The sequence below is a fragment of the Streptomyces sp. NPDC023541 genome (assembly GCF_055559995.1).
Genome location: NZ_JBVHJO010000001.1, coordinates 325,699 through 352,594 on the forward strand (window position 1 = coordinate 325,699; position 26,896 = coordinate 352,594).

The following is a 26,896-nucleotide window of genomic DNA, read 5'->3' on the forward strand; positions in this document are numbered from 1 at the left end:
TGCTCGTGCGGTTGGGCTGATCGCACTGTGCCATGGAGGAGGCCCACTCCGCACGGGCGAATCATCCAGTGTTCTGGCTGGTCAGAGGTACGGTCACCAGGAGGATTCCGGTCCTCTTGCGGGCACTTTGTGATCAACCGCTCCCGCAACCGGCCTCCACCAGCCCCGATTCGTAGGCCGCGATCACCGCCTGGGCGCGGTCCCGGACGCCCAGCTTGCCGAAGATGCCGGTGATGTGGTTCTTGACCGTGGAGACGCTGATGTCCAGGTCCGCGGCGATCTCCGCATTGTCCAGGCCGGAGGCCAGGAGCTGCCAGATCTCCCGCTCGCGCGGGGTCATGTCGGGCGGCACCGCGGCCGCCGTGGACGGACGGGCGGCCGGCACGGGGGTCCGTACGTAGGCGGAGAGCAGCCGGGTGAGCAGCCGGGGTGCGACGGCCGCCTCGCCGGCGTGCACGATGCGGACCGCGGCCCCGAGTTCCTCCGGGGAGACGTCCTTGGGGAGGAAGCCGTACGCTCCGGCGCGCAGGGCGGCGACCACGTACTCGTCCATGTCGAAGGTGCTGAGCGCCAGGACGCGGACGTCGGGGAGGGTCCGCGCCAGCTCCGCGGTGGCCTGGACGCCGTCGAGGACGGGCATCCGGATGTCCATGACGACCACGTCGGGCCGCAGTTCCCCGGCGAGCACCACGGCGCGGGCGCCGTCCTCGGCCTCGCCCACCACCTCGAACTCCGGGTCCGGGCCGAGGATCAGGGCGAGGCCCCGCCGTACCAGCGGCTGGTCGTCGGCTATGAGCACACGGATCATCGGTGTCGTTCCCCTCCCCCGCCGCCCCGCCCCGCCGGGACCGGGAGGCGTGCCGCCACCCGGAATCCGCCGCCGACGCCTGCGGCCGCCTCCAGGGTTCCGCCCTGGAGGGCCACGCGTTCGTGCATTCCGATCAGACCGTACCCGCTGCCCTCGGCGGGCCGGGCGACCGGCGGCGGTGCACCGGCCCCGTCGTCGCACACCTCGACACAGACCTCCTCCGAGCGGTACGTCAGCCGTACGTGGGCACGCGCCTCCCCGGCGTGCTTGCGGGTGTTGGTCAACGCCTCCTGGACGATGCGGAAGAGGGTGAGGCCGACACTGGGCGGCAGCGGGCGCACGGGCCCGTCGACGGTGAACTCCGTCTCCGTTCCGGCCAGCCGTGACTCGGTGACGATCCGCTCAAGGTCCGCGGCTCCGGGCTGCGGCGGCGGCGGGGCTTCGTCCGCTTCCTCCCCGGCCCGCAGGACGTCCAGGAGTTGGCGCATCTCACGCAGTGCGATGCGGCCCGAGTCCTCCAGGGTGACGAGGGCCTCGCGGGCCGCCTCGGTGTCGTGCGCCAGGTTGGCGCGCGCGCCGCCCGCCATCAGCTGCATGGCGGTGATGTGGTGGGCGACGATGTCGTGCAGTTCCCGGGCGATCCGGCGGCGTTCCTCGGCGACCGCGCGCTCGGCCTGGAGGACGTGGTTGGCTGCTACCTCCCGCTGCCAGCGGTTGATGACCAGGGCGGCGCCGGCGACCAGGGCCGCGGCCGCCGCGTTGGCGACGAGGGACCAGCCGGAGGGGACGAGCATGCCGCCCAGGCCCGCCGAGGCCAGCGGCACGGTCGCCGCGACGGCCGCCGCCGCGACGGCGGGCCGGCTGAACCGGACCACCGAGTAGAGGGCGACCGCGAGGCCGAGCGGGAAGTGCGGAGAGACGTCCGGGACGGCCATGTTGGGAACGATCCCGAGGAGCAGCACCGCCGCGAGCACGGCGACCGGTCGGCTGCGGCGGGCGAGCAGGCACGTGGCGGCCGCCACGAGGGCGCAGACCGCCGAGAGGGTGAGGGACATGCCTTCTGACCGGGTGCCGACCGAGAAGCCCAGCAGGTCCACGGCGGCGGCCCCGATGGCCACCAGTGCGTCGTTGCGTGTCCAGCGCAGCCTGTCGGCGCCCTTGTTCGTCGTGCCCCTGTTCGTCGCGCCCTTGTTCATCCCTGCCGGCCCTCCCCCGCCGGCCTGCTCCCCGCCGGTGCGGGGGCGGTTCGTGCCGGTTCCTCTCGATCCATTCTGGCACTCCGGCCGACCGGTGCCGCCGTCCCGTGGGCCGGTTGCCGACCAGGACCGGGGTCCTGGTCGGGGCCGCGGCCCGGACCCTGCTCCCGGGGTGCGGTTCCTCCCCTACGGCGACGATCGCACGGCCCCCGCCTGGTGGTCTGGAGTCGGGCCGGGAACCCCCGGCCCGCACCACTGACCTGAGGAGTCACGTGATCCGCGCCCTGACCGGGTTCTCGACGAGGAATCCGTGGAAGGTGATCGCCCTGTGGGCCGTGCTCGGCATCGCCCTGACGATCCTGGGGCAGGCGCTGGTCTTCCGCGCCACCCAGAGCAACACCGGCGATTTCCTGCCCTCGACCTACGACTCGGCGGCGGCCCTGAAGGTCGCCGAGGAGCGGTTCGGGGTGGAACCGGACGCCAACACGCTGACCGTGCTGGTGGCCCGGCCGGACGGCGCGCCGCTGAGCGGGGCCGACGAACGCCGCATCGACGAGGAGGCCGCGGAGCTGGGCCGCCACCGGGTGGCCATGCCGAAGCCCGAGGAGGAGACGCCGTTCGCCCAGGACCACTCGCAGACCCCGAAGGTCGTCCCGGCCATGACGGCCCCCGACCGGGGCTTCCGGCTGCTGTCCGTGGAGTTGCAGGGCAACCCCCAGGACCCGGGACTGCAGGACACCTACCGGGCCTTCCGCGAGCACGCCCGGGCCGGGTTCGCCGAGGCCGGGTTCCGGACCGGTTACACGGGCGGGCTCGCCTCCACCGTCGACGGCCTCGACGCCGAGGAGACCCGGTCCCGGGTGATCGGCATCGTGATGCTCGGCGTCATCGTGCTGCTGCACGTGCTGGTGTTCCGCAGCGTGCTCGCCGCGCTGCTGCCGCTGATCGTGGTGTCCGTCATCGGCGGTGCCGCGACGGGCACGGTGGTCGGCGTCGCGATGCTGACCGGCATCACCCTCGACCCGTCCACCCCGCAGCTGATCAGCGTCGTACTGGTCGGCATCGGCATCGACTACTTCCTCTTCCTGCTGTTCCGCTTCCGCGAGCAGTTGCGCCGGCGCCCCGAGCAGCCGGCGCGTGCCGTGGCCGACGAGGTCTCCGGGCGTGTGGGTACGGCGGTGACGTCGGCGGCGCTGACGATCGTCGCGGCGTTCGCCACGCTCGGCGTGGCCTCCTTCGGGCAGTTCCGGGTGCTCGGTCCGGCCATCGCCGTGTCGGTGCTGGTGATGCTGTTCGGAAGCCTCACCTTCATGCCGGCCCTGCTCGCCGTCACGGGGCGCAGGATGTTCTGGCCCTCGCGGGCCCACCGGCGCGAGCCCCGCGGCGGTTCGGCGGGCCGGCTGGGAGCCTGGCTGGTCAAGCGGCCCCTCACGGCGGCCCTCGGCTCCGTGGTGCTGCTGGGCGCGCTCGCCGCGGGCATGGCCGGCATGCGGATGGACTACGGGTCGGGCGGCGCGGACGGTGAGCGGACGGCCGCCGCGGCCACCGCGGGCGAGATCTCCCGGGCGATGCCGGCGGGCGTGTCGGACCCGATCAGCGTCTACGTCACCGCGTCGGACGGCGCGCCGCTCACCGCCGGCCGGGTCGACGCCCTGTCCGGGACGCTCTCGCGGGTGGAGGGGGTGGGACAGGTCGCCCCGACGGTGCTGAGCGAGGACCGCCTGGCGGCGCGCATCGACCTGTTCCCGAACGCCGATCCGCACGGCCAGGAGGCCCGCGACCTGGCCTCCGGCGCGGTCCGCGACGCGGTGTCCGCGCACCGGCCGGACGGCACCGAGGCACATGTGGGCGGTACCGCGGCGGTGTTCGCCGACGTCTCGACGGCCGTGGACGAGGACCTGCGGCTGGTGTTCCCGGTCGCGGCGGTCCTGATCGCGCTCATCCTCTTCCTGCTGCTGCGGAGCCTGCTCGCCCCGCTGATCCTGATGCTGGCGGTGGGGCTGGGGTTCGCCGCCACGCTGGGTGCCGCGACGCTCGTCTTCCAGCACGGGCTGGACCAGCCGGGCGTGGCCTTCACGCTGCCTCTGGTGCTGTTCCTGTTCGTGGTGGCGCTGGGCACCGACTACAACATCCTGGTGACCGACCGGATCCGGGAGGAGATGGAGCGGCCCGGTCCGGCCCCGGAAGCGGTGGCCCGGGCGGTGCGGCACACCGCGCCGGCCGTGGCGACGGCGGGGCTGGTGCTGGCCGCCTCCTTCGGCAGCCTCGCGGTCAACCCGGTCGCGGCCACGCAGCAGATCGGCTTCGCGACCGGGCTCGGGATCCTGCTCTCCGCGTTCGTCCTGTCGATCGTCCTGGTGCCGGCGTGCGCGGTGCTGCTGGGCCGGTCGCTGTGGTGGCCGGCGCGGGAACGGCCGGCGGCGCCGCGGTCCGGCCCGGGGGCGCAGGCATCGGAGCGCGTGCTGGTGCCCTGAGCAGGGCCCGTGCACGCGTCGGGGGCGGGGGGGGGGGGGGGGGGGGGGGGGGCGCGGGGCCCGCCGGGGGGGGGGCGGGGGGGGTTGGGCGCCGGCGGCGGACCCCGGGGGGGCGGGGGGGGGGCCCCCCCCCCCCCCCCCCCCCCCCCCCCCCCCCCCCCCCCCGACGGGGGCCCTTTGGGTGTGCCGCGAGTCAGGACAGCGCGGCGACCTCGGGGTGGTCCCCCAGCCAGGCGCGGACGGCCTGCTGCTCCTTGCCCTTGCCGGTCTGCTGGATCCGCGCCTCCAGACCGGTGAGCTGCTCCTCGGTGAGCTTGAAGGAGCGCAGCCAGGCGGCCACTTCGGGCTCGTCGGCGGCGAAGCCCTTGCGGGCGAGGGTGTGGATTCCGTCGCCCTTGCCCCAGACGCCCTTCGGGTCCTCCAGCTTGGTCAGCTCGTACGAGGAGTACGCCCAGTGCGGCGACCACAGCACGGTGACCACCGGCTCCTTCTTGTCGTAGGCCCGCCCCAGCTCGGCGAGCATGCCGGGGGTGGAGCCCTCGACGACCTGGTACTCGCCCTCCAGCCCGTACTCCTTCATGACCTTGTCCTTCAGCAGGGCCATGGCGCCGGCGCTCGGCTCGATGCCGATGATCCGGCCCTTGAACTGCCCGGACTTGCCCTTCAGGTCGGCGAGCGAGCGGACGTCCTTCATGTACGAGGGCACGGCGAGCTCGATGGAGGTCGGGCCGTACCAGGATCCGAGGTCCTCCAGCTTGTCGCCGTACTTCTCCCAGTACTGGGCGTGGGTGAGGGGCAGCCAGGCGTCGGTCTGGAAGTCGAGGCCGCCGCCGGCCAGGCCGGTGTAGAGCGCGCCGGCCTCCAGCTGGCGGGTGTCGACCTTGAAGCCGCGCCGTTCCAGGAGCTCCTTCCAGAGGTAGGTCGAGGCGATGCCCTCGTCCCACGGGATGTAGCCGATGGAGACGGTGCGGCCCTTGCCGATGTTCTCGGCGCCCGCCGCTCCGTCCTCGCCGGCGGAGCCGCCGGAGCCGCCGAAGGTGTTCAGGCCGCCCGCGACGAGGGCCAGTACGACGGCTCCGGTCACGGCGTACGCGGGCTGGGGGCGGTGGTTCCACACACGGGCGGCGCCGGTGGCGACCGACCGGGCCCGGGCGAGGGCGCGCCGGCCCAGCGGGGAGACCTGGCGGCCGAGCGCCCCGGTCATCCGGTCGAGGTACATGGCGAGGATGACGATGGAGAGGCCGGCCTCGAAGCCGAGGCCGATGTCGACGTTGCCGATGGCCCGGTAGACGGCGCCGCCGAGGCCTCCGCCGCCGACCATGCCGGCGATGACGACCATGGACAGGCCGAGCATGATCACCTGGTTGACGCCCGCCATGAGGGTGGGCAGGGCCAGGGGCAGCTGGACGCGTACGAGGGTGTCGCGGGGGGTGGTGCCGAACGCCTCGGCGGCCTCGACCAGTTCGGCGTCGACCTGGCGGATGCCGAGTTCGGTCATCCGGACGCCCGGCGGCAGCGAGAAGACGATGGTCGCGATGATGCCGGGCACCACGCCGACCCCGAAGAAGATGATGCCGGGGATGAGGTAGACCATGGCGGGCATGGTCTGCATGAAGTCCAGCAGCGGCCGCAGGACGGCGCTGACGCGGTCGGAGCGGGCCGCCCAGATGCCGAGCGGGATCGCGAAGACCAGGGTGGCGAGGGTGGCGACCAGGACCAGCGACAGCGTGGACATGGCGTCGGACCAGAGCCCGACGGAGTCGACGAGCGCGAAACCGGCGAAGGCGAGCAGGCCCGCGAGCAGACCGCGCAGCCACCAGGCGGCGATGGCGAGGATGCCCGCGAACAGGAGTGGGGCGGGGGCGGAGAGGACGGCGACGAGGCCGTCGTAGAGGCCGGTGACGAGTGCGCTGATGGCGTCGAACAGCCAGGACAGGCGGCTCTGGAGGAAGTCGACTCCGCTGTCGACCCAGGCGCCGAGGGGCAGGCGGGGCATCAGGCGGCCACCTCCGCGCAGCGGACCGGGGCCCGCTGCTCGTCGCCGATGAAGGCGACGAGGCGGTCCTGGGGTACGGAGCCGACGACGGCGCCGTCGGTGCCGGTGACGGTGACCGGGTGCGGGACGCGCGCGCTGACGGCGCAGAGGTCGGCGAGCGGGGTGTCGGCGGTGACGGTGGGGCAGCCGCAGGAGTCGGCGCGGGGGCGGTGCGGCCGGGTCGTCGTCATCACCGCGTCCGCGGTCAGCACCCGGGAGCGGTCCACGTCCTGGACGAAGGAGGCGACGTAGTCGTCGGCGGGGCGGGTGAGGATGTCCTCGGCGGTGCCCTGCTGGACGATGCGGCCGTCGCGCATGACGGCGATGCCGTCGCCGAGGCGCATGGCCTCGTTGAGGTCGTGGGTGATGAAGACGATGGTCTTCTTCAGGGTGCGCTGGAGTTCGAGGAGCTGGTCCTGCATGTCGCGGCGGATCAGCGGGTCCAGCGCGCTGAAGGACTCGTCCATCAACAGGAGCTCGGCGTCGGTGGCCAGGGCCCGGGCCAGGCCGACCCGCTGCTGCATGCCGCCGGAGAGCTCGTCGGGCCAGGCCATCTCCCAGCCTTCGAGCCCGCACAGGGCCAGGGCCTGCGCGGCCCGGCGGTCGCGGTCGGCGCGGGGCACGCCCTGCACCTCCAGCCCGTAGCCGGCGTTCTCCAGAACGTTCCGGTGCGGGAAGAGAGCGAAGTGCTGGAAGACCATGGATATCTTCGTGGACCGCACGCGGCGCAGCTCGCGCGCGCTGAGCGCGGTGAGGTCCTGGCCGCCGAAGAGGATGCGTCCCGCGGTCGGCTCGAGCAGGCCGTTCAGCATGCGCAGCAGGGTGGACTTGCCGGATCCCGACAGGCCCATCACGACGAAGATCTGGCCGGGCTCGACGTCGAAGGAGACGTCGATGACCGCGGCCGTGGCTCCGTCGGCGCGCAGCTCGCTGCGGTCGCCGCCGCCTTCGAGTGCGCGCACGGCGTCGTCGGGCCGGTTGCCGAACACCTTGTAGACGTGCTCGGCCTGGAGCGTGGACACATACACCTCGCGGGTCGTACCGGGTACGGCTCGCGCGGATCGGTCCGGCGCGCCGTGGAGCGGGACGGGATCCGCCCGCATGCGCGTCGCCCCCCGGCGCAAGGCACCGGAGGGCGAGGCTCCGCTCCAGCTGCGCCGATGCCCGGCATTCACTTCGGCAAACGCCTTGGTGATCCACCTCACGTGTGGGGTGCGCGGGGCCGCTCCGGACTCCGAACTCAGACAGGGACTCCGGACTTCCGCTGGACGACGTCGAAGCCGGCGGCGGCGGGGTGGCGGCGGTCACGATGGATCGTCAGATGGTCCCAGGTGGGAAAGGACAGGTCGGTCACGGCCAGGAGCAGGCCGGACGGGGAGTGCACGGTGCGGCGCACGGTCAGACCGCACGCGGGGGCGGCGGACGGCGCCGATGCCGACGGGTGGGTGGTGCGGGTCATGGTGATGGTCTCGGCGACCCGGCCGCCCGCCGCGGCCCGCTCCAGCCAGCCCCGGAGGGCATCCAGGTCCTGTTCGCGGGCGTGCCCGGCACGCACGCGGCAGGCGGCCAGCTCGGGGCTGCGCGCGACGACGTCCGGGCTGAAGTAGGTGACGGCGTGCCGGAGCGTCTCCCCGGTCCGGCCCCGCTCGCGGTGGTGGTGGACCAGGGTGCGGTCCCCGCCGGACATGCCGAGCGGTACGGCGAGCGAGGGCGGGACGGTGACCACCGTCACCCAGCTCCGGGCGAGGGCGGGCGCGGGGGACGCGGGCGCGAAAGCCACCGGATCGGCCGCGGCGGGGACGACCTCGGCACGGACGGCGGGGCGGGAGCCGCGGCGCCCGGTGACGACGAGGCCGTCCTCGCGCAGGTGCTGGAGGGCGGCCCTGATGGTCTGCCGGTTGACCTGGTACCGGGCGGCCAGGCTGCGCTCGGAGGGCAGTCTTCCGCCGGGGGTGCGCGCGGCGCGGTCGAGATCGCGGCGCAGCGCTGCGGCGATCCGCTGGTACTTGGGCATGGCGGTCGGGCCGCCGCCCCGCGAAGGGGAGGGCATGGCTTCTCCTCTGACGGGTGGTCAAGGACTGGCGGTGCCCGACCAAACTAGCATTGGTCTATACCTTTACGTGAGGGGGGATCGCGGTGCACCGCCCGCCTTGGCCGGTTCCCGACCACCCCCCGGACGGGGGGAGGCCCTCCCCTACCCGCGCAGCGGGTTCGGCAGGGGGCGGTAGCGGGCGTCCGCCCCGTCGGCACGGGTCCAGCGCAGCAGCAGGTTGGTCTTCGCGGGCAGGGCGGGTGCGGCCAGGAGTCCGGCGATCTCGGGGAGCCCGCGCAGGGAGTCGTAGCGCAGCAACTCCTCCCGTACGGCCGGCCAGAGGAGCGGAGAGATGTCCGGATACCGATCGGCCAGCGCGCCCGCGATCTCCGACAGGTTGTTGACCACCAGGCAGTACACCAGGCGCTGCCAGGCGTCCGCCCGCGGCAGGTCCGGCAGGAGCTTGACCCCCTCCGCGTCCCGGAAGAGGGCCTGCACGGGCATGCCCGACGCGTCGACCGCGACCAGGGTGTTCTGGAGGTGGGCCTCCAGGACGACGCCGTGCCGGGCGAAGAGTTCGAGCACCGGCGGGACGACCTGGCGCAGGTACGCCCGCCACCAGGCGGCGGGGTCGGCGGCGCCGGCCGGCGGGCTCCCCGGACGGCCCTCGGCGAGCGCGGCGGCCAGCAGCGGCGTGGCCCCGGGCACGGTGTGGGCGCGCAGGCCGTCTCGGACCAGTACGGCGAGTTCCTCGAAGGCGAAGGCCGCGGTGCGGTAGCCGCGGTCGGCGAGCCAGGCCGCGTCCGAGCCGGTCCGGCGCAGGGCGGCGAAACCGGCCTCGACGGCGGCGTCGGTGCGGCGCAGCTTCAGCAGGTCGTGCCGCCACAGCCGGCGCACGTCGTTGGTGATCCGCACGTCGAGGCTGAACTTCACGAAGAGGTCGGCCGCGGGATCCGGAACGTGGAGGGTCCGGACGGACGCGGTGGGCCAGGCCGGGCGGCGGCTCTCGCCGAGCCGCAGCATCCGCCCGTCGGCGAACGCCTCGCGCACCGCGGGCCGCTCGTCCACCAGGTCGAGCTGCCAGGGGTGGGCGGGCAGGAGCCGGTAGCCGGCGGGGGCGGTCGGCCCGTCGAGGAGGTCGGCGAGGGAGTCGACGGCCTCGGAGGCGGCCCGTCCGCCCTCTTCCACGCACTGGTCCTCGCGGATGCCCAGGAACACCAGCGGGAACCGGGCGTACGCCTCGGGCGCGTAGGGCAGCCAGCTGCCGGCCGGCGCCCCGCCGCGGGCCTTGGGGGCTGGGTGGTACGGGTGGCCCGTCACCAGGGACTGCTCGGAGAGCACGTACGGGTCCGCCGGGGGCTCGGCGGCGGCGCGGGCGGTCAGCAGCGCGAGGAGCGCGTCACGGCTGTCGGCGATCTCCACCGGTAGTTCGTCGTTGCTGACTCCGGTGAACCGGCCGAGTTCGTCGGAGACGAGTTTGACCAGTTCGGTGTGGCTGAGCGGGTGCCAGCCGTCCGCCGTCCGCAGTTCGGGGCGTACGGGACGGCGGCCGCCGCGCACGCGGAGCAGCCGCCCGCTGCCCCGCAACCGGTGCACGGCCGCTCCGGCGGGCCCGGGCCCGGCCGGCCCCGCGGGCTCGGCCGCCTCCCGGAGCAGGCAGTTCAGGAGCGGGGCGGCGGCGTACGCGTCGGCGTCGGCGTTGAGGTCCACTGGTTCCATTCGGTCCATCCGGTGGGCCGGCGGCCCGCGAGGGGAACCACCGGCCATGATCGTCGGTATCCGCAATGATTACTTGATCATCCCGTGAAGCGACATTCCGAAGGCGGAGCCCAGCATGCCCATTCCCTCCTCCGCGGCCGAAGAAGCCGTCGCCGCAGAACTGGCCACCGTACGGCCCGCACTCGGACCCACGTACGCCGCCGCGCTGAGCGCCGCCCGGGCGGCCGTGCTCACCCGGCTGTGGCGGGCCCTGGCCTTCGAGCCCCTGCCGTGGGTCGTGGGCCGGGAGGCGACGCCGACCGGCCTGGCGCTGCTGCTGGCGGGAGGCCGCCGGCTGGAGGGCCCGCTGCCGGACCCGTACGCGACCCGGCCGTACGTGGAGGAGCTGCTGCTCGACGGCAGGTCCCAGTGCCGGGCCGGGCAGCTCGTCAGGGCGCTCGGAATCCCGCACGGGGAGGACTTCGCCGCCGAGCTGGACGCCGGTACGGCCTCCCTCGCGCTCTCCCGCGCCGGGCAGCCGCCCGCCGGGGAGGACCACGCGGCGCGGGCCACCTGGGAGTGGGAACAGCGGGTGGTCGACGGCCATCCGTACCATCCCAACTGCCGCTCCCGCCCCGGCTTCTCGGTCGCCGAGCAGCTGTCCTACGCCCCCGAGCACCGGCCGGTGGTGGAGCTGGGCCTGGTCTCCGTACGGGCCGAGGAGTGCCTGGTCACCGGGGACTGGCCGGCGCGGCTGCGGGACGGCGGGCGGATCCTGGTCCCCGTGCACCCGTGGCAGGCGGCGCACGTGCTGAAGCACGAGCGGGTGCGGACCGGTTTCGCGGCGCATCCGCTGATGGCCCTGCGCACGCTGGCGCCCGCCGACGGCGGCCCGCACGTGAAGACCGCGCTGAGCGCCCGGCTGACCTCCTCCGTCCGGGACATCTCGGTCTACTCCATCGAGACGGCGGCGGCCGTGTCCGCCTTCGCCCAGGGCCTGGCCGAGCGGCTCGACGGGCGGCTGCACATCACCCGGACCCTGGGCGCGGCGACCGCGCACAGCCCCGACCTCGCGGCCGTGCTGCGCGAGCCGCCGGAAGCGTACGCGGACGCCGCCGCGGGTGAGCGGGTGCTGCCGGTGGCGGCGCTGGCCTCCTACCCGCCGGCCCGTTCGGCGGCCTGGCGGGCGCGGTTCGCCCGCCTCGCGCTGTCGGTGTGCCTGCGGGTGCTGGAGCTTGGGGTGGCCCTGGAGGCCCACGGCCAGAACCTCCTCGTCGTCCTCTCCCCCGCCGGCGAGCCCCTGCGGCTGGTCTACCGCGACCTGGCCGACATCCGGATCAGCCCGGCCCGGCTGCGGGCGCACGGGCTGCAGGTGCCGCCCCTGTCGGGCAGGCTGGTCACCGACGACGTGGCGGTCCTGCGCCGCAAGCTCTTCGGGTCCCTGCTGACGGGGGCGCTCGGTGCCACGGCGGGCTCGGCCGGAGCCTTCGCCGAGGCGCTCGCGGAGGCGACCGCCCTGCCGGCCACCGCCGACACCGGGGCGCTGCTGACGGGGCGGCTGCCGACGAAGGCGCTCACCCTCATGCGGCTGAGTCCGGGGGTCCCCGGAGACCAGTGGGCGGAACTGCCCAATCCGCTCGTTGGAGGGTGATCCGCGACGCCGGGCGGGCTACTGTTCACGGGCATGACAGCTTCCTCGTACCTGCACTCCGTACGGGCGGCGTACGACGCCGTCGCCGTCGACTGCGCGCGGCTGCTGGGCACGGAACTGGCCGGGAAGCCGCTGGACCGGGCCATGCTGGCCGCCTTCGCCGAGTGTGTGCGCGGTGACGAGGGCGGCGCCGGCCGGGCGGTCGCCGACCTGGGCTGCGGTCCGGGCCGGGTGACGGCGCATCTGGACGGGCTGGGCGTAAGGGCTTTCGGTGTGGACCTGTCCCCGGCGATGGTTGCGGTTGCCCGCCGGACGTATCCGGGGCTGCGGTTCGAGGTGGGGCCGATGTCCGCGCTGGACGTGGCGGACGGTGTGCTGGGCGGGGTCCTCGGCTGGTACTCCACCCTGCACACCCCGCCCGGGGAACTGCCGTCGGTGTTCGCCGAGTTCGCCCGCGTGCTGGCGCCGGGCGGTCATGCCCTGATCGCCTTCGAGGCGGGCGACGGGCGGGTCCGGCTGGAACACGCGTACGGGCACCCCGTCGACCTCGACGTGTACCGGATGCCGCCCGACCGGATCGCCGCCCTGCTGGCCGGGGCCGGACTGGCCGAGGTGGCCCGCCTGCTGCGCGGACCGGCCTCCGGGGAGAACTGCCCGCAGGGCTTCCTGCTGGCCCGCAAGGGCTGACGGGCCCACAGGCCCGTGGCGCCGGGGCCCGGTTCCCCTCGGACCGGGTAGGTGACCGGTCCCAGCGGCGGGCGGGGAACGAGCGTGGTGCAGGTCGGCCGCGTAGACTGGCGCGCATGGCATGCCGCATCAGTGAGCTGGTCCTGGACTGCGCCGAGCCGGAACGGCTCGCCGCGTTCTGGAGCAAGGTCCTCGGCTACGTCGAACTCGGCCGCGAGAACGACGGCAGCATCGAGATCGGCCCGCCCGGCGCCGGCTTCGGCGGCCCGCAGCCCACGCTGGTCCTGAGCCCCAACAGCGACCCGCGGACCGGCAAGCTCCCCCTGCACATCGACGTCAACGCCACCGACCGCGACCAGCCCGCCGAGCTGGAGCGCCTCCTCGCGCTCGGCGCCAGGCCCGTCGACATCGGCCAGGACGGCACGGAGGCCTGGCACGTCCTGGCCGACCCGGAGGGCAACGAATTCTGCCTCCTCCAGCGCCGCCTCCCACCCTTGGAACCCCCCGCCGCCTGACCCCGAGCGGCTGCAGGCGGCCCACCGGCCGAAGGCCGGTGGCTCAGGGCCTCCCTGGCCTCGTGGTGGCCGACGACCAGCCATGCGCGTTCGCCGCCCAGCACCAGCCGGTGGACGGGGCCGGCGGCGCGCAGGGCCTCGTAGAAGGGGTACGGGTCGGCGTTGAACTCTTCTGCGTGCGCTGTGAGGTCCACCAGGCTCATGGGTGCAGCGTACGGCGGCGGTTCGCGACGCGAGGGGCGGTCGGGGAACGCCGGACACCTCCGCCGCCCCGGTCCGTACATATGACGAGTCGAACCGTTTCGGCGATGAGCCGTTCGGATGTCAACGGGGTGCGCGTGGGACCCGCCTGCACGGGGATCCGGGCGGACGGTGGCAGGAAAGAGGTATGAGCCTCCATCGGCGCCAGGTCCTCGGCGGTGCGGCCGCGGCCGTCCTCGCCACCGTCGGCGCGGCGGCCGGGGGCCCGGACTACGGCGCGCTGGCCCGCGGGATCGACGGGCGGCTGGTGCTTCCCGGGGACCGGGACTACCCGGAGGCGCGGCGGCTGTTCCAGCCCCGCTACGACGCCGTCGCGCCGGCCGCGGTCGCCTGGCCCGCGCACGCGGGGGACGTCGCCGTCTGCCTGGACTTCGCCCGCCGCACGGCCGTACCAGTGGTGCCGCGCGGCGGCGGCCACAGCTACGCCGGCTGGTCCACCCGGACCGGTGCCCTGGTCCTCGACGCCGGGGCCATGGCCTCGGTGGCGGTCGAGGGGGACGGCGTACGGATCGGCGCGGGCGCCCGGCTCGGTGACGTGCACGCGGCCCTCACCGGGCGGGGCGTGTCCGTCCCGACCGGGCTGTGCCCCTCCGTCGGCATCGCCGGGCTCACCCTCGGCGGCGGCCTCGGCCTGGCCTCGCGGGCGTACGGCACCACCGCGGACCGGCTGACGGGGGCGCGGGTGGTCACCGCCGACGGGGCCGTCCGCGAGGTCTCGGCCGACCGGGATCCGGATCTCTTCTGGGCCCTGCGCGGCGGTGGCGGCGGCAACTTCGGCGTGGTGACCGAGTTCCGCTTCCGCACCCACCCGGTCGGCGACTGCGCCCTCGCCGAACTCCACTGGCCGGACGACGCTTGCGGGGGCGTCCTGCGCGGCTGGCAGCGCTGGCTGGCCGGCCTGCCGGACCCGTTCTGGAGCCAGGTGGAGTTCACCGTCGAGGCGGGTTTCGCCGGATCCGGGCCGGGGGCCGCGGCGGCCGCGGTGCCCTCGGTCCGGGTGGTGTGCCTCGACGGACGCCGGGAGTTGGAAAGGCAGTTGACGCGGCTGTCCGACCTCGTCGGCGCAGCGCCGCGGGACAGCTGGATCGTCGTACGCACTCACGGCGACACCGTGCGGGCCATGTCGGGGTGTCCGGACCTGGGCGCCGCGGAGTGCCGGCTGCCGGGCACGTTGCCCGGCCGGGACCCGCGGGGGCGGCTCCGCAGGAACTCCCACGCCGCCCGCTCCGACTTCTGGGCCGGCGCGGGACTGCCGGACACGGCGATCGGCGCGGTCCTGGACGCCGTCCGCCGCTACGGCGCCGACGCTCCGCGGGGCGGCCTCGCCGTGGTGCAGTTCGACGGGGTCTGCGGCGGCGCCGTGAACCGGGTCCCGGTCGGCGACACCGCCTTCGCGCACCGGGACGCCGCGTTCCTCGCCCAGTACCTCGTCCACTGGCCCGAATCCGCGCCGGCCGCCGACGTGGCCCGGCACGAGGCGTGGCTCGACGGGCTGTGGCGGAGCCTGCGCCCTTGGGCGAGCGGCCGGGCGTACCAGAACTACATCGACCCGAAGCTCATCGGCTGGCGCGAGGCCTACTACGGCCCGAACCTCGCCCGGCTGGAGGAGGTCCGGCGCAACCACGATCCGGACCGGCTCTTCCGTTTCCCCCAGGCCGTTTAGGGAGTGACCGGCATGCGACGTACGTTGACGGTGGCCGCGGCGGTGGCCGCCCTGCTGGTGTCCGCGGGGCCGCTGCCCGCGGCCGGGGCGGGGAGCGCCGCGGCCGCTCCGGCGGCCGCGGGCCGCTGGGGGGCGCACGAGGCGGAGTCCTTCTGGACGCCCGAGCGGATGGCGTCGGCCCGCCCCCTGCCGCCCGTTCCCCCCGGACCGGGCGTCCTGCCGGGACCGGGCCTCCTGCCGGGACCGGGCGTGGCGCCGGAGTTCCCCGCCGACCCGGTGCAGATCCCGCCGGTCCCGCCCTTCCAGGCGGTCGAGCCGCCGGAACCGACCCCGGTGGCCACGCCGTCCCCGTCCACCACCGCCCCCGTCACCACCCCCATCGCCCCCACCGTGCCCGCGCCCGCGCCCGCGCCCGTTCCGGCGCCGAGCATCCTCCCCGCGCCCGCGCCCGTACGTCCGGCCCTCCCCCGGATCCCGGCCGCCGGCCCGGGCGTCGGGCAGAACTTCGGCGGCCTCCCGGTCGTCGGCCGGATGTTCCTCGTCAAGGGCAGCGGTTCCTACTTCTGCACCGCGAGCGTGGTCGCCTCCCCCGGCCGCAACCTCGTCATCAGCGCCGCGCACTGCCTGCTCGGCGCCGACACCCAGCAGGTGGCCTTCGTCCCGCAGTACACGCGGGCCACACCGCGGCCGTTCGGCATGTTCCCGGTGGTGCGGACGGCGGCCGGGCGCTCCAAGATCTGGATCGACCAGCGCTACCGCACCCAGGGCGTCAACCGCGCGGCCGCCCTCGACGTGGCCTTCGCCCAGGTCGGCCCCGGCGCCAAGGGGCTCCGTGTGCAGGACGTCGTCGGCGGCAACCGGCTGGTCACCGGCGCCGGTTACGCGCACGCCCGGGCCACGCTGATCGGGCACCCGTCCACCGCCGCCCGGCCGCGCCTGTGCGTCAACCGGACGACGAAGTACACCAGCACCGACGCCCGGATCCCGGGCTCGTTCCTGCGGATCGCCTGCACCGGCTACCCGGGCGGCACCAGCGGGGGCCCCTTCCTGCTGCGGCTCGACGGCCGCACCGGGACCGGCGACGTGGTGGGCGTGATCGGCGGCTGGAAGACGGGCGGGGACACGTCCGACGTCTCGTACAGTTCGTACTTCGGCACGGACATCAGGAAGTTGTACGAGAAGGCGGTTGCCGGGGCGAAGGCGCCGTGAGCGCGCGCACCCACCGGGTCCGACGCGGGTTGCCGACCGTACGCGGGACCGCCGGGAACCCGTCGCCGGTCAGCAGCTCGGCGGGCGCGAGGCCGAGCCGGCGGCGCAGGTCGGCCAGGGCCGCGTGGACGGGCGCGAGGACCACCTCGGCGCCCGGGGCGACGGAGGCGAGGGCGTACGCGGTGGTCTCGATCGCCTCGGCGGCGTCCTCGGCCGCGGTCCGGCTCCACCCTCCCGGCGCCCCGGGGCCCCAGGGCGCGACGGTGTCGTAGAGGTGGCAGGCGGCATCGGCCGCGGCGTCGGCCCGTTCCCCGACGCCCGGCGCCGCGATGGTCGGCAGTTCCATGCCGGTTCAACGAGCCGGTCCCGCCCGGGGGTACGTACCCGTTGCCGCCGGGTCGTGCCGTCCACCCGGGCGGCGAACGCTCAGCCGGCGACCGTCTGGAGCCAGAGGGGCAGCAGCACCAGCGACAGGAGGGAGGTCTTGATCACTACCGAGGCGGAGAGGTCCACGCCCACGTCGTAGCGCTGGGCGAAGATGAACAGGTTCTGCGGGGTCGGCATGGCCGCGATCAGTACGAGGTACGCCAGCCAGTCGCCCCGCACCCCGAACAGCAGCCCGCACACCGCCCACGCCAGCAGCGGGAACGCCAGGCACTTGAACCCGATCAGGGCCAGCTCCTCGCGCGTCGTGCCCCGCAGGTGGAGGCCGACGCCGCCGAGGTGGAGGCCGAGGGCGAACAGGGCGACCGGCGAGGCGCTGTTCCCGACGAAGGCGGCTCCGTCCAGGGCCACGGCCGGGACCCGCACCGACAGCAGGTTGAGCAGGATCCCCGCGTTGCAGGCGAGGACCAGCGGGGTGGCGAGCGAGGCCCCGACGGCCCGGGACAGGCGTCGGCCCGGGCCGCCCTCGGCGGGGCCCGCGCGGCCCAGTTCCATGAGGGCGATGACGACCAGGGACAGTACGCAGACCTGGAAGAGCAGGATCGGGAAGATCGGGGCGGCCGTCCCGAAGACGGTGATGAACACCGGGACGGCGAAGTAGGCGGTGTTCACCTGGACTCCGGCCATCACGCGCAGTGCCACGGCGCGGGGCTCCCGCCGGCCGCGGGCCACCGCCGCCACGGCCACGACCGCCACGGCGACCGCCGCGGCCGCCGCGTACCCGGCTATCGCCCGCCAGTTGAACAGGGCGGCGAGGTCGCTGGCGTAGATGTTCCCGAAGAGGTAGCAGGGCATGGCGAAGAGGAAGGCGTAGTCGGAGAAGACCTTGGAGGCCTCGGCCGGGACGACCTTGCGGCGCGCGAGGAGGACTCCGCCGCCGAAGGCCAGCAGCACCGGCACCAGCTTCTCCAGCGCCGCCGCCCCGCCCATGCGAACGTCTCCCCCATGATCGACTGCTGTGCACCCTACCCCTGCGCCCGTCCGGGCCGGGCGGCGCATAGGCTGGTGCGATCATGAGCGACACACCCCGCGCACGGACCGGAAGCGGACTCGGCGGTCGGCCGGCCGGGCGACCGGCCGCGCGGCCCGGCGGCCGGACCCGGGGGCCCGGCGCCCCGGCGCAGCTCGCCGCGGCCCTGCGTACCCCGGCCGGGGCGGCCCAGCCGCTGTTCGCGCAGGCCCCCAAGGCCTGGCAGCGGGCACTGCCGTACGTCCTGGTCGGCATCGTGGTGCTCTCGCTGCTGCCGACGACGATCGTCGTGCTGAGCGACGACTACGGAATGGACGGCGGTTGGGCGGGCGCGCTCGGGGTGGCGCAGACCGTGCCCCTGCTCCTCTCCGTGACCCGGCCGCTGCCGGCCTGGCTCCTCGTCCTGGTCGCGGACACCCTCGGCGCGGTCCTGCTGACCCAGGCCGACAAGGTCGCCGGACACTCCTGGCCGTGGACGCCGATGGCCGTGGTCGGCTACCTGGTGCTGATGGCCTGCCTCGGACTGCGCGAGTCCATCCGGACCCTGGTCGCCGTGTGGCTGGTGACCGGTGCGCTCGGTGCGGTGCTCGGCTTCTTCCAGCCGGCGGACACCATGAACACCGCCGCGCTGCTCTTCGTACTCGTCGGCGTCGTGCTGGCCCTGACGGGTGCGCTGCGCGGTCTGGGCGACGCGCGCCAGCGGATCGCCGAACAGGAGAGCATCAGCGAGGCCGAGCGGTCGCGGCGCACCCTGCTGGAGGAACGCGCCCGGATCGCGCGCGAGTTGCACGACGTGGTGGCCCACCACATGTCGGTGATCACTGTGCAGGCCGATTCGGCGCCCTACCGGCTGCCGGGCATGCCGGAGCCGGTGCAGGAGGAGTTCGCGGCGATCGCGGCAGGCGCGCGGCAGTCCCTCGGCGAGATGCGGCGGCTGCTGACCGTGCTGCGGGCCCCGGACGGGGCGGGTGGCGCGGGCGGCGACGGCGGCGACGGCGAGCGGGGTCCGCAGCCGGGGATCGGCCGGCTGCAGCAGCTGGTGGAGGCGACCGTACGGGCGGGCCAGCCGGTGGAGCTGTCGCTGGCGGCCGGCGCGGCGCGGGCGGCGCCGCCCGCGGTGGACCTGTCTGCGTACCGGATCGTGCAGGAGGCCCTCGCCAACGTGGTGCGGCACGCGCCGGGCGCGTCCACCCGGGTGTCGGTGACGGTCGACGACGAGGTTCTCGTGCTCGTCGTCAACGGTCCCGCGGCCCGGGACGCGGTGGTGGAGCCGGACGGTCCGGGCACGGGGCACGGCCTCGTGGGCATGCGCGAGCGCGTACGGTTGACCGGCGGGACGCTGGACACCGGGCACCTGCCCGACGGGGGTTTCCGGGTCGCCGCGCGCCTGCCGTTGCGCGCCGGTGCCGGTTCCGCCGACACGGACGGCACCGACGACATGAATGAGGAGCGCAGTTGACCATCCGCGTGGTCATCGTCGACGACCAGGCCATGGTGCGGGCGGGGTTCGCCGCGCTGCTGTCGGCGCAGGCCGACATCGACGTGGTGGGCGAGGCCCCCGACGGGCGCCAGGGGGTGCGGGTGTCCCGCTCCACGCACCCCGACGTGGTGCTGATGGACGTACGGATGCCGGAGATGGACGGCCTGACGGCGGCCCGGGAGATCCTCGCCCCGCCGCCCGGGGTGGTGCACCGGCCGAAGGTGCTGATGCTGACCACCTTCGACATCGACGACTACGTGTACGAGGCGCTGCGCGCCGGGGCCTCCGGCTTCCTGCTCAAGGACGCCCCGCCCGCCGACTTGATAGCGGCGGTACGGGTCGTCGCCTCGGGCGAGGCGCTGCTCGCGCCGTCGGTGACGCGGCGGCTGATCGCGGACTTCGTCCAGCAGCGGCCGGCGCCGCGCAAGGACCCGGCGCTGCGGCTGAACGGTCTGACGCCGCGCGAGACCGAGGTGCTGGAGCTGATCGCGCGCGGGCTGTCGAACCAGGAGATCGCGGGTCACCTGGTGCTGGCGGAGCAGACGGTGAAGACGCACATCGGGCGGGTGCTGGCCAAGCTCGACCTGCGGGACCGGGCCCAGGCCGTGGTCTTCGCCTACGAGGCGGGCCTGGTGCGCCCGGGCGACTCGGCCTGATCCCACCGGCCGCCGGGCCGTCTCCTCCACCCCCTACCGGGGTATGACATCCGACTTGGCTCCACGGTCCGACGTACGCGCCGGTGCCGTCTTCCTACCTTCCCCCTCGTCACGACGAGAGGAGAAGGGGCATGCGCCGCTTCGGAAGGACGCTGGTCACGGCCGCACTGGCGGTGACCGTCGTCGGGGGGACCGCCGGATGGGCCTCGGGCGAGAGCCAGTCGGCGGTCACCGGGCCGCCGCCGGGCACCGCCGCCTGGCGGGCCGACACGGCGCACGGCCGGGCGCTGCCCGATCCGGCGACGGCGACGCCGCACGAGGTGGCCCGGTTCTTCGACGGGCTGGACGACGCGGCGCGCTCCGCACTCGTACGGACCCACCCGCTGGTGGTGGGCAACCTGGACGGAGCGCCGGTCCCCCTGCGGTACGAGGCGAACCGGCTCGCCGCCGCCGCCACGGGTGAGGCGCGGTACGCGTCCCTGGCCGCTCCGGACCGGCGGATCCTGGCCTTCGACCCGCGCGGCCGGGGCCAGGTGGCCGAGGTCTTCGGGGACCTGGAGCACGCCGCGCACGTCTCGGTGATCGTGCCCGGCTCCGACAACGACGCCACCTCCTACGACGCCCTGCGCGCACCGCACACCGGCCCGGTCGGCATGGCCCGGGCGCTGCTCACGGCGACCGGGGGTTCGGCGACCGGCGCTTCGGCGACCGGGGGTTCGCCGACCGACGCTTCGGTGGCCCTCATCGCGTGGACCGGGTACACCACCCCGGTCGGCGTGGGCCTCGACGCGGCCGACGGCCGGCTGGCCGCCGCCGGGGCACCGCGGCTGGCCCGCTTCACCGCCGGCCTCGACGCGGTCGGCGCACCCGACCCGGCGCTGTTCTGCCACAGCTACGGCTCGGTGGTCTGCGGGCTGGCGGCCCGGCACACCGACGCCTCCGACATCGTGGCCCTCGGATCTCCCGGCATGCGGGCGGACACCGCCGACGCCCTGCGCACCGGCGCACGCGTCTGGGCGGCCAGGGGCCCCTCGGACTGGATCGCGGACGTCCCGAACGTCAGCTTCGCCGGGGTCGGCCACGGCGCCGACCCCACCTCCGCGGCCTTCGGCGCCCGCCGGGTGCCCGCCGCCGACGTACGCGGCCACGCGGGCTACTTCACACCCGGCACGCAGTCCCTCGCGGCCTTCGCCGCGATCGCGAAGGGAGAGGTCCGATGAGCGGCCCCACCGTCCTGGCACCGCTGCGGAAGGCCGCCGAGCGGATCGACCGCCAGACCCCCGCCCACCGCGACCGGGCGGTCGACGGGCTGCGCGCTCTGGCGCTGCTGGCCGTGCCGACCGGCCACTGGCTGCTCGGCGGCTTCACGCTCGACGCGGACGGCGGCCTGCACAACGCCAGCCCCCTGTCGGCCTTCGGCGGGTGGGCGCCGGCCAGTTGGGTGCTCCAGATGCTGGGCGTCTTCTTCCTCGTCGGCGGCTACGCCTCGGCGCTCGCCTACCGTCGCCGCCCGGGGTCGCCCGGCGCGTGGCTGAAGGGCCGGCTCGTACGTCTGGGGCGGCCCGTGCTCGGCGTGACGGCGGTGTGGGCGCTGGCCGCGCCCGTGCTGTACGCGGCCGGGGTGCCGGAGTCGTCGCTGCGGACCGGCGCGAAGCTGGTCGTCCAGCCGCTGTGGTTCGTCGGGGTGTACGTGGTGGTCACCGCGCTGACGCCGTACTGCGTGCGGGCGGCGCGCCGGCTCGGCGGCTGGGCGGCGGTCCCGCTGCTCGCCTCGGTCGCGGTGGTGGACCTCCTGCGGTACGGGCCGCTCGCGGAGTCGGTGCCGTCCTGGCTGTCGCTGCTGAACATCCTGCCGGGCTGGCTGTTCGCGTACCAGCTGGGCGTGTCCTGGGGCGAGCGGCGCATCGAGCGGCGCGGGGCCTGGCTGCTGCTGGCCGGCGGGGCACTGCTGTTCGCCGCGCTGTTGGCGGTGTTCCACTATCCGGCGTCGATGGTGGGGGTGCCGGGTGCGGCGCGGACCAACTCGCACCCGCCGTCGCTGCTGGTGCTCGCGCTGGCCTCGGCGCAGTCGGGTGCGGCGATCCTGTTGCGGGACCGGCTGGCTCGGCTGCTGGCCCGGCCTGCCCTGTGGGCCCCGGTGGTGGCGGTCAACCTGTGCGCGATGACGATCCTGTGCTGGCACCAGACGGCCATGCTGGCCGCTGCCGTGCCCGCTTCGTTCGCGGGCGGGGTCGCCGGGCTGACGACGGCGCCGGACAGCCTGGCCTGGATCGTGGCGCGGCTGGCGTGGATGCCGGTGTTCGCGGGGCTGCTGGCCGCGATCGCCCGGTACGCGCGGCGGTTCGAGGCACCACCGGTCGAGGGCCGGCGGGCGAGCGCTGTGCGCCGGGCGGTGCGCCGCACGGTGGCGGGCCTCCTCGCCGCGGGCTACGGGGCGTTCGCACTGGGCCTGGCCTGAGGGCTGCCCCCAAAACGAGCGTCGGCCGCCCGCCGCGCCGGCCGGGATCTGCGGACACGACCCATGGGACCGGGCCGGGTACGCGGAGAGCGCCGCTCCCCTGACGGAGCGGCGCTGTCCACGCGTACGGGTGCTCCCGCGTCAGGCGATCGATGCGGCGACGATCGCGGCGACGGCGAGGTTGCAGGCGGCGGAGACCCAGACCGCCGGGTGGGGCTCCGGGTCGACGACGATGGCACCGAGCTTGCCGGGGGTCACCACGTCGAGCACCAGGAAGGCCACCGCCATCAGGACCAGGCCGAGGAGGCCGAAGGCCGCCGTCGACGCCAGGCCCTTGCCGAAGTCGTCGTAAGTGGTCCAGATCGAGGTGAAGACGATGCCGCCGATCCCGAGGAGCGCGGAGCTGAGGAAGAGGGCCGCGTTGCGGTTGCGCTCCTCCCAGATCTGCTTCGGGAGCTTCCCGGGCGTCAGCACGTCCACGAGGACGATGCCGAGGATCAGCAGGACCAGGCCCAGGGCGCCGTAGGCACTGGTGCGGCCAAGTCCGTTGATGATGTCGCTCATTGAGAAGCCTGTCTCCGGTGATGGGAAAATATGTGTCGTGGGGAGGCCGAATCTATCGCACGGCCTTCCGGCAGACCATGGGGAGGTCAGCGAATGGTAAAGGTCAGGGCCGCGCGGGCGGCCGAGGCGGAGGCCCTGACCGGGCTGGTGATGCGGTCCAAGGCGCACTGGGGATACGACGCCGGCTTCCTGGCCGCGTGCGCTCCGGAACTGCGGATCCGGCCGGACGAGGTGACGGCACGCCGGATCGTGGTGGCCGAGGACCCGGAGGGGGCGGTCCTCGGGCTCGCCTCCCTGGAGGGGGGCGCCCCGCTGGCGACGCTCGGGCTGCTCTTCGTGGAGCCCTCCGCCATCGGGCAGGGCGTGGGGCGGATCCTGTACCGGGACGTGCTGCGCCGGGCCGTGGAGCAGGGGGTGCGCCGGCTGGTCATCGACTCGGATCCGCATGCGGCCGGCTTCTACCGGGCGATGGGCGCGGTCGCGGCGACCACGCCGACCGCAATGACCACGCCGACCGCGGCGAAGGGGCCCATGGCGCAGGCCGGGACCCTGGTGCGGTTCGAGGCGGCCCCGGCCCCGCTCGCCGGCTGGGCACGGGCCTGGACCGGTGGCGGGCGGGCCGTGCACGTCGGCAACGTCGCCGAGTTCAACGCGCAGTTCGGCGACTCCTCCCTGGATTTCGGGCAGTCGGCCGCGCACCACTACTCCTGCCTGGCCGCCTTCTACAGCCCCTACCCGTCCGCTCTCGTGCTGCCCCGGGCGGTGCCCGCCGGCTGGACCGAGCTCGTCTGCCGGCAGCTCGGCTGGACCGGGGTCGAGGTGTACGACGGCCTGGTGGATGGCGGGTCCGGCCTCGTCGAGGCGGTACGGGCCCGGCCGGCGCTGGCCGCGCGGCTGGCCGGGGCCGGGGAGCCGCTCGTACCGTGGGGGCTCACCCGGCCGTTCGGGCTGCTCGCGGGGCGGCCGTGGCGGTCCGGGGAGCTGCGCTACGAGTCGAAGGCCGCGGCGCACGACCTGTTCGAGCGGATCCTGGCGGAGGGCGGGCATCCCGGGATCGTGCTCCCCGCACAGGTACGGGCCGCCGGCCGGTGGGCGGCGGCCCGGCTGCTGGCCACACGGGCGCGGGCCGGCGAGAGCACCGTCTTGAAATCGGAGCACGGTGTCGGGGGTTCGGGCACGACCGTGGTCAGCGCCGGGCAGGTCCGGGCCGCGGGCGGCGCCCGCGCCGTACTGCGGCGGCTGCCGCGCGGACCGCTGCTGGTGGAGGAGTTCGTCGAAGGGCCGGCGGATCCGGGCGCGGCCCGCGACCTGACGTACGACGGTTTCGTGGACCCGGCCGGCCGGGTCCACGAGGTCGGCGCTGCGCTGATGGACGTGACGGCGGGTGCCTATCGCGGAGCCACGGTGGGCCCGGGCGCCGTGCCGGAGTGGGCTTGCAAGCCGCTGCTCGCCTTCGGTGCGGCGGTGGGGCGGGAGCTGGCGGCGTCCGGCTACCGGGGCTGGTTCGACGTGGACTTCGTGGTGGATGCCGAGGGGCGGCTCGCGCCGACCGAGACGAACCTGCGGCTGACCGGGCCGTCGATCGCCTTCATGGTGGCGGCCCGGCTCGACGCGCTGAGGGGCGCGGGGCACCTCGTACGGATCGCCGACCGGGTGGAGCTCGGAGCCCGGCTGCCCGAGGCGCAGCTGGACGAACTGTGCGCGGACCTGGCCCGCGGGTGCGCGGAACTGGGGGCGGTGTTCGTCCCCGCGATCCCGACGGGCGCCTTCGATCCGGCGCCCTGGCTGGGTGTGCTGGTGGCCGCGCGCAGCCTGGAGACGCTGGACGCGGCGGAGGCGCTGGTCCGCTCCGAGGCGGCGGCCGTCGGCGCGATGTTCGACCTCTTCGAGCCGGCCGACCGGCCCCCGGGTCCCGCTCGGCGGGCCGGGGGACGGCTCTGACGGCCCGGTGGAGGTCAGTCCTTGTCTTCGAAGTCGAAGGGCGAGTCCGGCTTGCGGGCCACGTGGACGGCCAGGACGAGGCCGGCGATCATCAGGGGGATGTTGAAGGCGTAGACGAGGAGGGCCTGGAGGGGCCAGTCCTGTTTGGCCGCCAGCCGGTAGGCGTTGTCCTGGGGCCACCAGGCCAGCAGCAGGTAGCTCGCCGCGAGGTGGACGGCCCGGATGCGGCCCGGGGGCCTGCCGCGTTCGCGGCGTTCGATCAGGCGGTACCCGGTGAACAGGAAGGCGAGGCCCGCGCCGAAGGCCAGGCTCTCCGCCACGTAGAGGAGGAAGAACAGCGCCGCCCACGGGTAGGGCACCGCGGTGAGGTCGGTGGAGCCGGGCCACACGACGGGGGTGAACAGCAGGGTGAGGAAGGCGACGACGAGCGTCAGGCACCCTGCGCCGACGAGACGGCCGCCGTCGGAATCTGCGACGGCGGCGGATGCCCGGCCGTACTTGCTCCCGTGGACGGCGGGCCGTTCGGAGACGGGCTGGGTGGGCAGCGGCAGGGCCGAGCGGTCCTCCTGGCCGGCCCGGTTGCGCGGCAGTGCCCGGAGCCGGATGAGGACGGTCGGGGACACCTCCTTGAGGACGACGCCCGAGAGGTGGTTGCGCAGCCCGTGGATGTCGGGCAGCGGCGCTGAGGCGTCCCAGGCCGGGTCGCCGGGCGGCGGGGTCACGTAGGCGACGAGCCGCCGCTCCCCGTCCTTGTCGACGCCGGCGACGATGGCCGCGCCGATGCCCGGGTGGGTGCGGATCGCCGCCTCGACGGCATGGGGGTCGAAGGAGCCTCCGTGGAGGGGGATCCGGTCGCGGATCCGGCCGGCGAACTCCAGCAGGCCGTCGGGACGCAGGACGCCGAGGTCGCCGGTGGGTATCGCGTCACCGCCGCCGGGCGGGGTGAGGCGTATCTCCCCGCCCCGCAGGTGGACCTGGCATCCCGCGAAGGGGGTGCCCAGCAGTGAGAGGCGTTCCGGTTCGCCGACGGGGGCCTGCAGCTGCGGAAGTTCGAAGCAGGTACCCACTCCGGCCGTCTCGGTGAGCCCGTAGACGTTGAGGACCCTTACGCCGGGGCGCAACCGCATGTGCAGGGCGTCCAGTTCGTCGAGGTGGAGGCGGTCACCGCTGACGGTGGCCAGCCGGAGCGAGCGCAGCGGCCGGGGGCCGGTCCTGCGGTCCGCGGCGGTGGGTCTGGGGCCGTCGACCACCAGCGCGGCGATGCCGGCCGGATCCGTGTGCAGGACGGTGACCTTCTGGACGTCGACCGCCGTGCGGACCTGCTGCGGGTTCCCGGACGGCCAGGAGGGACCCGGGGGCAGGACGAGGCCACCGCCCGTGCACAGGGCCCGGGTCCAGCCGGCGGCGAAGGCGGTGACGTCCGGCCGCGCGGTGATGAGGTGCCGGTCCTGCGGGGTCGGCCGGGCCAGCTCGCTCCAGCCCGAGTGGGCGGCGAGCAGCAGGGCGTGGCCGACGGGTACGGGGCGCGGTTCGGCGCTCGCCGTGAACAGGACGGCCGCGCCGGCCGGCGCTGCGGCTCCGCCGGCCGTCTCCGCGAGGTCCGGTGCGTAGGCGGGTCGGGAGGCGATCTCGGTGGCGGCCTCGTCGGTCCGGATCGCGCGCAGGCCCCTGGCGGTGTCGAGGGCGGCCCGGTGGGGCGTGTGGGTGAGCAGCGCGAAGGGCGCCGAGGGCTGGAGGGCGGCGAGTTGTCGGCGGCCGGTGCGGGGCGTTTCGGCGTCGACGACGGCATAGACCCCGCCGGCCTTCAGGACGGCGAGGATGCCGACGACGAGTTCGGCGGGCCGGCTGGTGCCGATGGCGACGAGACCGCCGGGCGGCAGGCCGCAGGCGAGCAGGTGGTGCGCCAGCCGGTTGGCGCGGGCGTCGAGCACCCCGTACGGGAGCCGGTTCTTCGAGCCGGCGATGAGGGCGGGGGCCTCGGGCGTGTCGCGCGCCCAGCGTTCGAAGTGGTGCAGGACGGTGTCGGTGGTGCCCTTGGTGAAGCGGACGGACTCGGATCCCTGCGTCATGAACCGATGATGCCACCGGGTACCGACAACGGAGGAGCCTTCGAAATCGCCTGCTGTCCACCGAAGTTGCCGGAGGCGGCTCCTC

21 protein-coding genes are annotated in these 26,896 nt (G+C 74.9%); 11 read left to right on the plus strand and 10 right to left on the minus strand.

The window, feature by feature from the left end; all coding sequences use genetic code 11:
• Positions 1 to 133 precede the first annotated feature (133 nt).
• Together ACZ3X1_RS01575 and ACZ3X1_RS01580 are read right to left on the minus strand one after the other, a co-directional pair.
• A complete protein-coding gene (locus tag ACZ3X1_RS01575) occupies positions 134 to 808 on the minus strand; it encodes a response regulator (RefSeq protein ID WP_391700751.1) in 675 nt (224 codons plus the stop codon).
• Positions 805 to 2,004: a sensor histidine kinase gene (locus ACZ3X1_RS01580; protein WP_467275548.1), complete on the minus strand. Its 1,200-nt coding sequence runs from the start codon at positions 2,002 to 2,004 to the stop codon at positions 805 to 807. Before ACZ3X1_RS01580 ends, ACZ3X1_RS01575 begins: the two co-directional genes overlap by 4 nt.
• A gap of 272 nt (positions 2,005 to 2,276) precedes the next feature.
• On the opposite strand from ACZ3X1_RS01580, the gene ACZ3X1_RS01585 reads away from it, so the two are divergent.
• Positions 2,277 to 4,478: an MMPL family transporter gene (locus tag ACZ3X1_RS01585; protein ID WP_467275550.1), complete on the plus strand. Its 2,202-nt coding sequence runs from the start codon at positions 2,277 to 2,279 to the stop codon at positions 4,476 to 4,478.
• Positions 4,479 to 4,671: 193 nt separating this feature from the next.
• On the opposite strand, the gene ACZ3X1_RS01590 is transcribed toward ACZ3X1_RS01585, so the two are convergent.
• From ACZ3X1_RS01590 to ACZ3X1_RS01605, 4 genes are all read right to left on the minus strand, one after another.
• Entirely contained in the window at positions 4,672 to 6,474 is a 1,803-nt protein-coding gene (locus ACZ3X1_RS01590) for an ABC transporter permease/substrate binding protein (protein WP_467275552.1), read from the minus strand.
• On the minus strand, positions 6,474 to 7,535 hold the full coding sequence (locus ACZ3X1_RS01595) for a quaternary amine ABC transporter ATP-binding protein (RefSeq protein ID WP_356815767.1): 1,062 nt from the start codon (positions 7,533 to 7,535) through the stop codon (positions 6,474 to 6,476). The genes ACZ3X1_RS01590 and ACZ3X1_RS01595 overlap by 1 nt, the downstream gene beginning before the upstream one ends.
• Positions 7,536 to 7,753: 218 nt before the next feature.
• The gene (locus tag ACZ3X1_RS01600) at positions 7,754 to 8,563 is read right to left on the minus strand and encodes a GntR family transcriptional regulator (RefSeq protein ID WP_467275555.1); all 810 of its coding nucleotides are present in this window, start codon (positions 8,561 to 8,563) and stop codon (positions 7,754 to 7,756) included.
• Between the two features lie 144 nt (positions 8,564 to 8,707).
• Positions 8,708 to 10,273, minus strand: coding sequence for an IucA/IucC family protein (locus tag ACZ3X1_RS01605; RefSeq protein ID WP_356815764.1), 1,566 nt, complete (start codon positions 10,271 to 10,273; stop codon positions 8,708 to 8,710).
• Positions 10,274 to 10,379: 106 nt separating this feature from the next.
• Between ACZ3X1_RS01605 and ACZ3X1_RS01610 the strand changes: the two genes are divergently transcribed.
• The 5 genes from ACZ3X1_RS01610 (at position 10,380) to ACZ3X1_RS01630 (ending at position 16,229) form a co-directional block, all read left to right on the plus strand.
• Positions 10,380 to 11,894 carry an IucA/IucC family protein gene (locus ACZ3X1_RS01610; RefSeq protein ID WP_467275557.1) on the plus strand — a complete coding sequence of 505 codons (1,515 nt, stop codon included), beginning with the start codon at positions 10,380 to 10,382 and terminating at the stop codon, positions 11,892 to 11,894.
• Between the two features lie 33 nt (positions 11,895 to 11,927).
• Positions 11,928 to 12,581 (plus strand): class I SAM-dependent methyltransferase, encoded by a 654-nt coding sequence (locus ACZ3X1_RS01615; protein ID WP_356815761.1) that lies wholly within the window; start codon positions 11,928 to 11,930, stop codon positions 12,579 to 12,581.
• 116 nt (positions 12,582 to 12,697) lie between these two features.
• Entirely contained in the window at positions 12,698 to 13,096 is a 399-nt protein-coding gene (locus ACZ3X1_RS01620) for a VOC family protein (RefSeq protein ID WP_467275560.1), read from the plus strand.
• Between the two features lie 388 nt (positions 13,097 to 13,484).
• Entirely contained in the window at positions 13,485 to 15,020 is a 1,536-nt protein-coding gene (locus tag ACZ3X1_RS01625; RefSeq protein WP_467275562.1) for an FAD-binding oxidoreductase, read from the plus strand.
• Positions 15,021 to 15,032: 12 nt separating this feature from the next.
• Positions 15,033 to 16,229, plus strand: a complete 1,197-nt coding sequence (locus tag ACZ3X1_RS01630) for a trypsin-like peptidase domain-containing protein (RefSeq protein ID WP_467275564.1) — start codon at positions 15,033 to 15,035, stop codon at positions 16,227 to 16,229.
• On the opposite strand, the gene ACZ3X1_RS01635 is transcribed toward ACZ3X1_RS01630, so the two are convergent.
• Both ACZ3X1_RS01635 and ACZ3X1_RS01640 read right to left on the minus strand, forming a co-directional pair.
• Positions 16,183 to 16,575, minus strand: coding sequence for a hypothetical protein (locus tag ACZ3X1_RS01635; protein ID WP_362631630.1), 393 nt, complete (start codon positions 16,573 to 16,575; stop codon positions 16,183 to 16,185). The two genes, ACZ3X1_RS01630 and ACZ3X1_RS01635, sit on opposite strands and share 47 nt — an antisense overlap.
• Before the next feature lie 80 nt (positions 16,576 to 16,655).
• Positions 16,656 to 17,603, minus strand: a complete 948-nt coding sequence (locus ACZ3X1_RS01640; RefSeq protein WP_467275566.1) for an AEC family transporter — start codon at positions 17,601 to 17,603, stop codon at positions 16,656 to 16,658.
• An 83-nt stretch (positions 17,604 to 17,686) separates the two neighbouring features.
• On the opposite strand from ACZ3X1_RS01640, the gene ACZ3X1_RS01645 reads away from it, so the two are divergent.
• The 4 genes from ACZ3X1_RS01645 (at position 17,687) to ACZ3X1_RS01660 (ending at position 22,237) form a co-directional block, all read left to right on the plus strand.
• Complete coding sequence (locus tag ACZ3X1_RS01645) at positions 17,687 to 19,102, plus strand: sensor histidine kinase (RefSeq protein WP_467275568.1); 1,416 nt, start codon at positions 17,687 to 17,689, stop codon at positions 19,100 to 19,102.
• Entirely contained in the window at positions 19,099 to 19,779 is a 681-nt protein-coding gene (locus tag ACZ3X1_RS01650; RefSeq protein ID WP_356815909.1) for a response regulator transcription factor, read from the plus strand. The genes ACZ3X1_RS01645 and ACZ3X1_RS01650 overlap by 4 nt, the downstream gene beginning before the upstream one ends.
• Before the next feature lie 131 nt (positions 19,780 to 19,910).
• On the plus strand, positions 19,911 to 20,999 hold the full coding sequence (locus ACZ3X1_RS01655; protein WP_467275570.1) for an alpha/beta hydrolase: 1,089 nt from the start codon (positions 19,911 to 19,913) through the stop codon (positions 20,997 to 20,999).
• Positions 20,996 to 22,237 (plus strand): acyltransferase family protein, encoded by a 1,242-nt coding sequence (locus tag ACZ3X1_RS01660; protein ID WP_467275572.1) that lies wholly within the window; start codon positions 20,996 to 20,998, stop codon positions 22,235 to 22,237. The genes ACZ3X1_RS01655 and ACZ3X1_RS01660 overlap by 4 nt, the downstream gene beginning before the upstream one ends.
• Positions 22,238 to 22,378: 141 nt before the next feature.
• Here the strand turns inward: ACZ3X1_RS01660 and ACZ3X1_RS01665 are convergent, their stop codons facing one another.
• The gene (locus tag ACZ3X1_RS01665; protein ID WP_356815906.1) at positions 22,379 to 22,801 is read right to left on the minus strand and encodes a DUF350 domain-containing protein; all 423 of its coding nucleotides are present in this window, start codon (positions 22,799 to 22,801) and stop codon (positions 22,379 to 22,381) included.
• Positions 22,802 to 22,894: 93 nt separating this feature from the next.
• Here ACZ3X1_RS01665 and ACZ3X1_RS01670 point away from each other — a divergent pair, with 93 nt between their 5' ends.
• Complete coding sequence (locus ACZ3X1_RS01670; protein WP_467275574.1) at positions 22,895 to 24,742, plus strand: GNAT family N-acetyltransferase; 1,848 nt, start codon at positions 22,895 to 22,897, stop codon at positions 24,740 to 24,742.
• Between the two features lie 14 nt (positions 24,743 to 24,756).
• On the opposite strand, the gene ACZ3X1_RS01675 is transcribed toward ACZ3X1_RS01670, so the two are convergent.
• Complete coding sequence (locus ACZ3X1_RS01675; RefSeq protein WP_467275575.1) at positions 24,757 to 26,811, minus strand: AMP-binding protein; 2,055 nt, start codon at positions 26,809 to 26,811, stop codon at positions 24,757 to 24,759.
• Between the last annotated feature and the right edge of the window lie 85 nt (positions 26,812 to 26,896).

Excerpts from the sequence above, each read along its gene's own strand:
- ACZ3X1_RS01580 (WP_467275548.1), bottom strand. The coding sequence starts at position 2,004 with ATGAACAAGGGCGCGACGAACAGGGGCACGACGAACAAGGGCGCCGAC.
- ACZ3X1_RS01625 (WP_467275562.1), top strand. The coding sequence starts at position 13,485 with ATGAGCCTCCATCGGCGCCAGGTCCTCGGCGGTGCGGCCGCGGCCGTC.
- ACZ3X1_RS01660 (WP_467275572.1), top strand. The coding sequence starts at position 20,996 with ATGAGCGGCCCCACCGTCCTGGCACCGCTGCGGAAGGCCGCCGAGCGG.
- ACZ3X1_RS01630 (WP_467275564.1), top strand. The coding sequence starts at position 15,033 with ATGCGACGTACGTTGACGGTGGCCGCGGCGGTGGCCGCCCTGCTGGTG.
- ACZ3X1_RS01670 (WP_467275574.1), top strand. The coding sequence starts at position 22,895 with ATGGTAAAGGTCAGGGCCGCGCGGGCGGCCGAGGCGGAGGCCCTGACC.
- ACZ3X1_RS01590 (WP_467275552.1), bottom strand. The coding sequence starts at position 6,474 with ATGCCCCGCCTGCCCCTCGGCGCCTGGGTCGACAGCGGAGTCGACTTC.
- ACZ3X1_RS01655 (WP_467275570.1), top strand. The coding sequence starts at position 19,911 with ATGCGCCGCTTCGGAAGGACGCTGGTCACGGCCGCACTGGCGGTGACC.
- ACZ3X1_RS01605 (WP_356815764.1), bottom strand. The coding sequence starts at position 10,273 with ATGGACCGAATGGAACCAGTGGACCTCAACGCCGACGCCGACGCGTAC.
- ACZ3X1_RS01635 (WP_362631630.1), bottom strand. The coding sequence starts at position 16,575 with ATGGAACTGCCGACCATCGCGGCGCCGGGCGTCGGGGAACGGGCCGAC.
- ACZ3X1_RS01615 (WP_356815761.1), top strand. The coding sequence starts at position 11,928 with ATGACAGCTTCCTCGTACCTGCACTCCGTACGGGCGGCGTACGACGCC.
- ACZ3X1_RS01640 (WP_467275566.1), bottom strand. The coding sequence starts at position 17,603 with ATGGGCGGGGCGGCGGCGCTGGAGAAGCTGGTGCCGGTGCTGCTGGCC.
- ACZ3X1_RS01600 (WP_467275555.1), bottom strand. The coding sequence starts at position 8,563 with ATGCCCTCCCCTTCGCGGGGCGGCGGCCCGACCGCCATGCCCAAGTAC.
- ACZ3X1_RS01675 (WP_467275575.1), bottom strand. The coding sequence starts at position 26,811 with ATGACGCAGGGATCCGAGTCCGTCCGCTTCACCAAGGGCACCACCGAC.
- ACZ3X1_RS01610 (WP_467275557.1), top strand. The coding sequence starts at position 10,380 with ATGCCCATTCCCTCCTCCGCGGCCGAAGAAGCCGTCGCCGCAGAACTG.
- ACZ3X1_RS01575 (WP_391700751.1), bottom strand. The coding sequence starts at position 808 with ATGATCCGTGTGCTCATAGCCGACGACCAGCCGCTGGTACGGCGGGGC.
- ACZ3X1_RS01665 (WP_356815906.1), bottom strand. The coding sequence starts at position 22,801 with ATGAGCGACATCATCAACGGACTTGGCCGCACCAGTGCCTACGGCGCC.
- ACZ3X1_RS01645 (WP_467275568.1), top strand. The coding sequence starts at position 17,687 with ATGAGCGACACACCCCGCGCACGGACCGGAAGCGGACTCGGCGGTCGG.
- ACZ3X1_RS01620 (WP_467275560.1), top strand. The coding sequence starts at position 12,698 with ATGGCATGCCGCATCAGTGAGCTGGTCCTGGACTGCGCCGAGCCGGAA.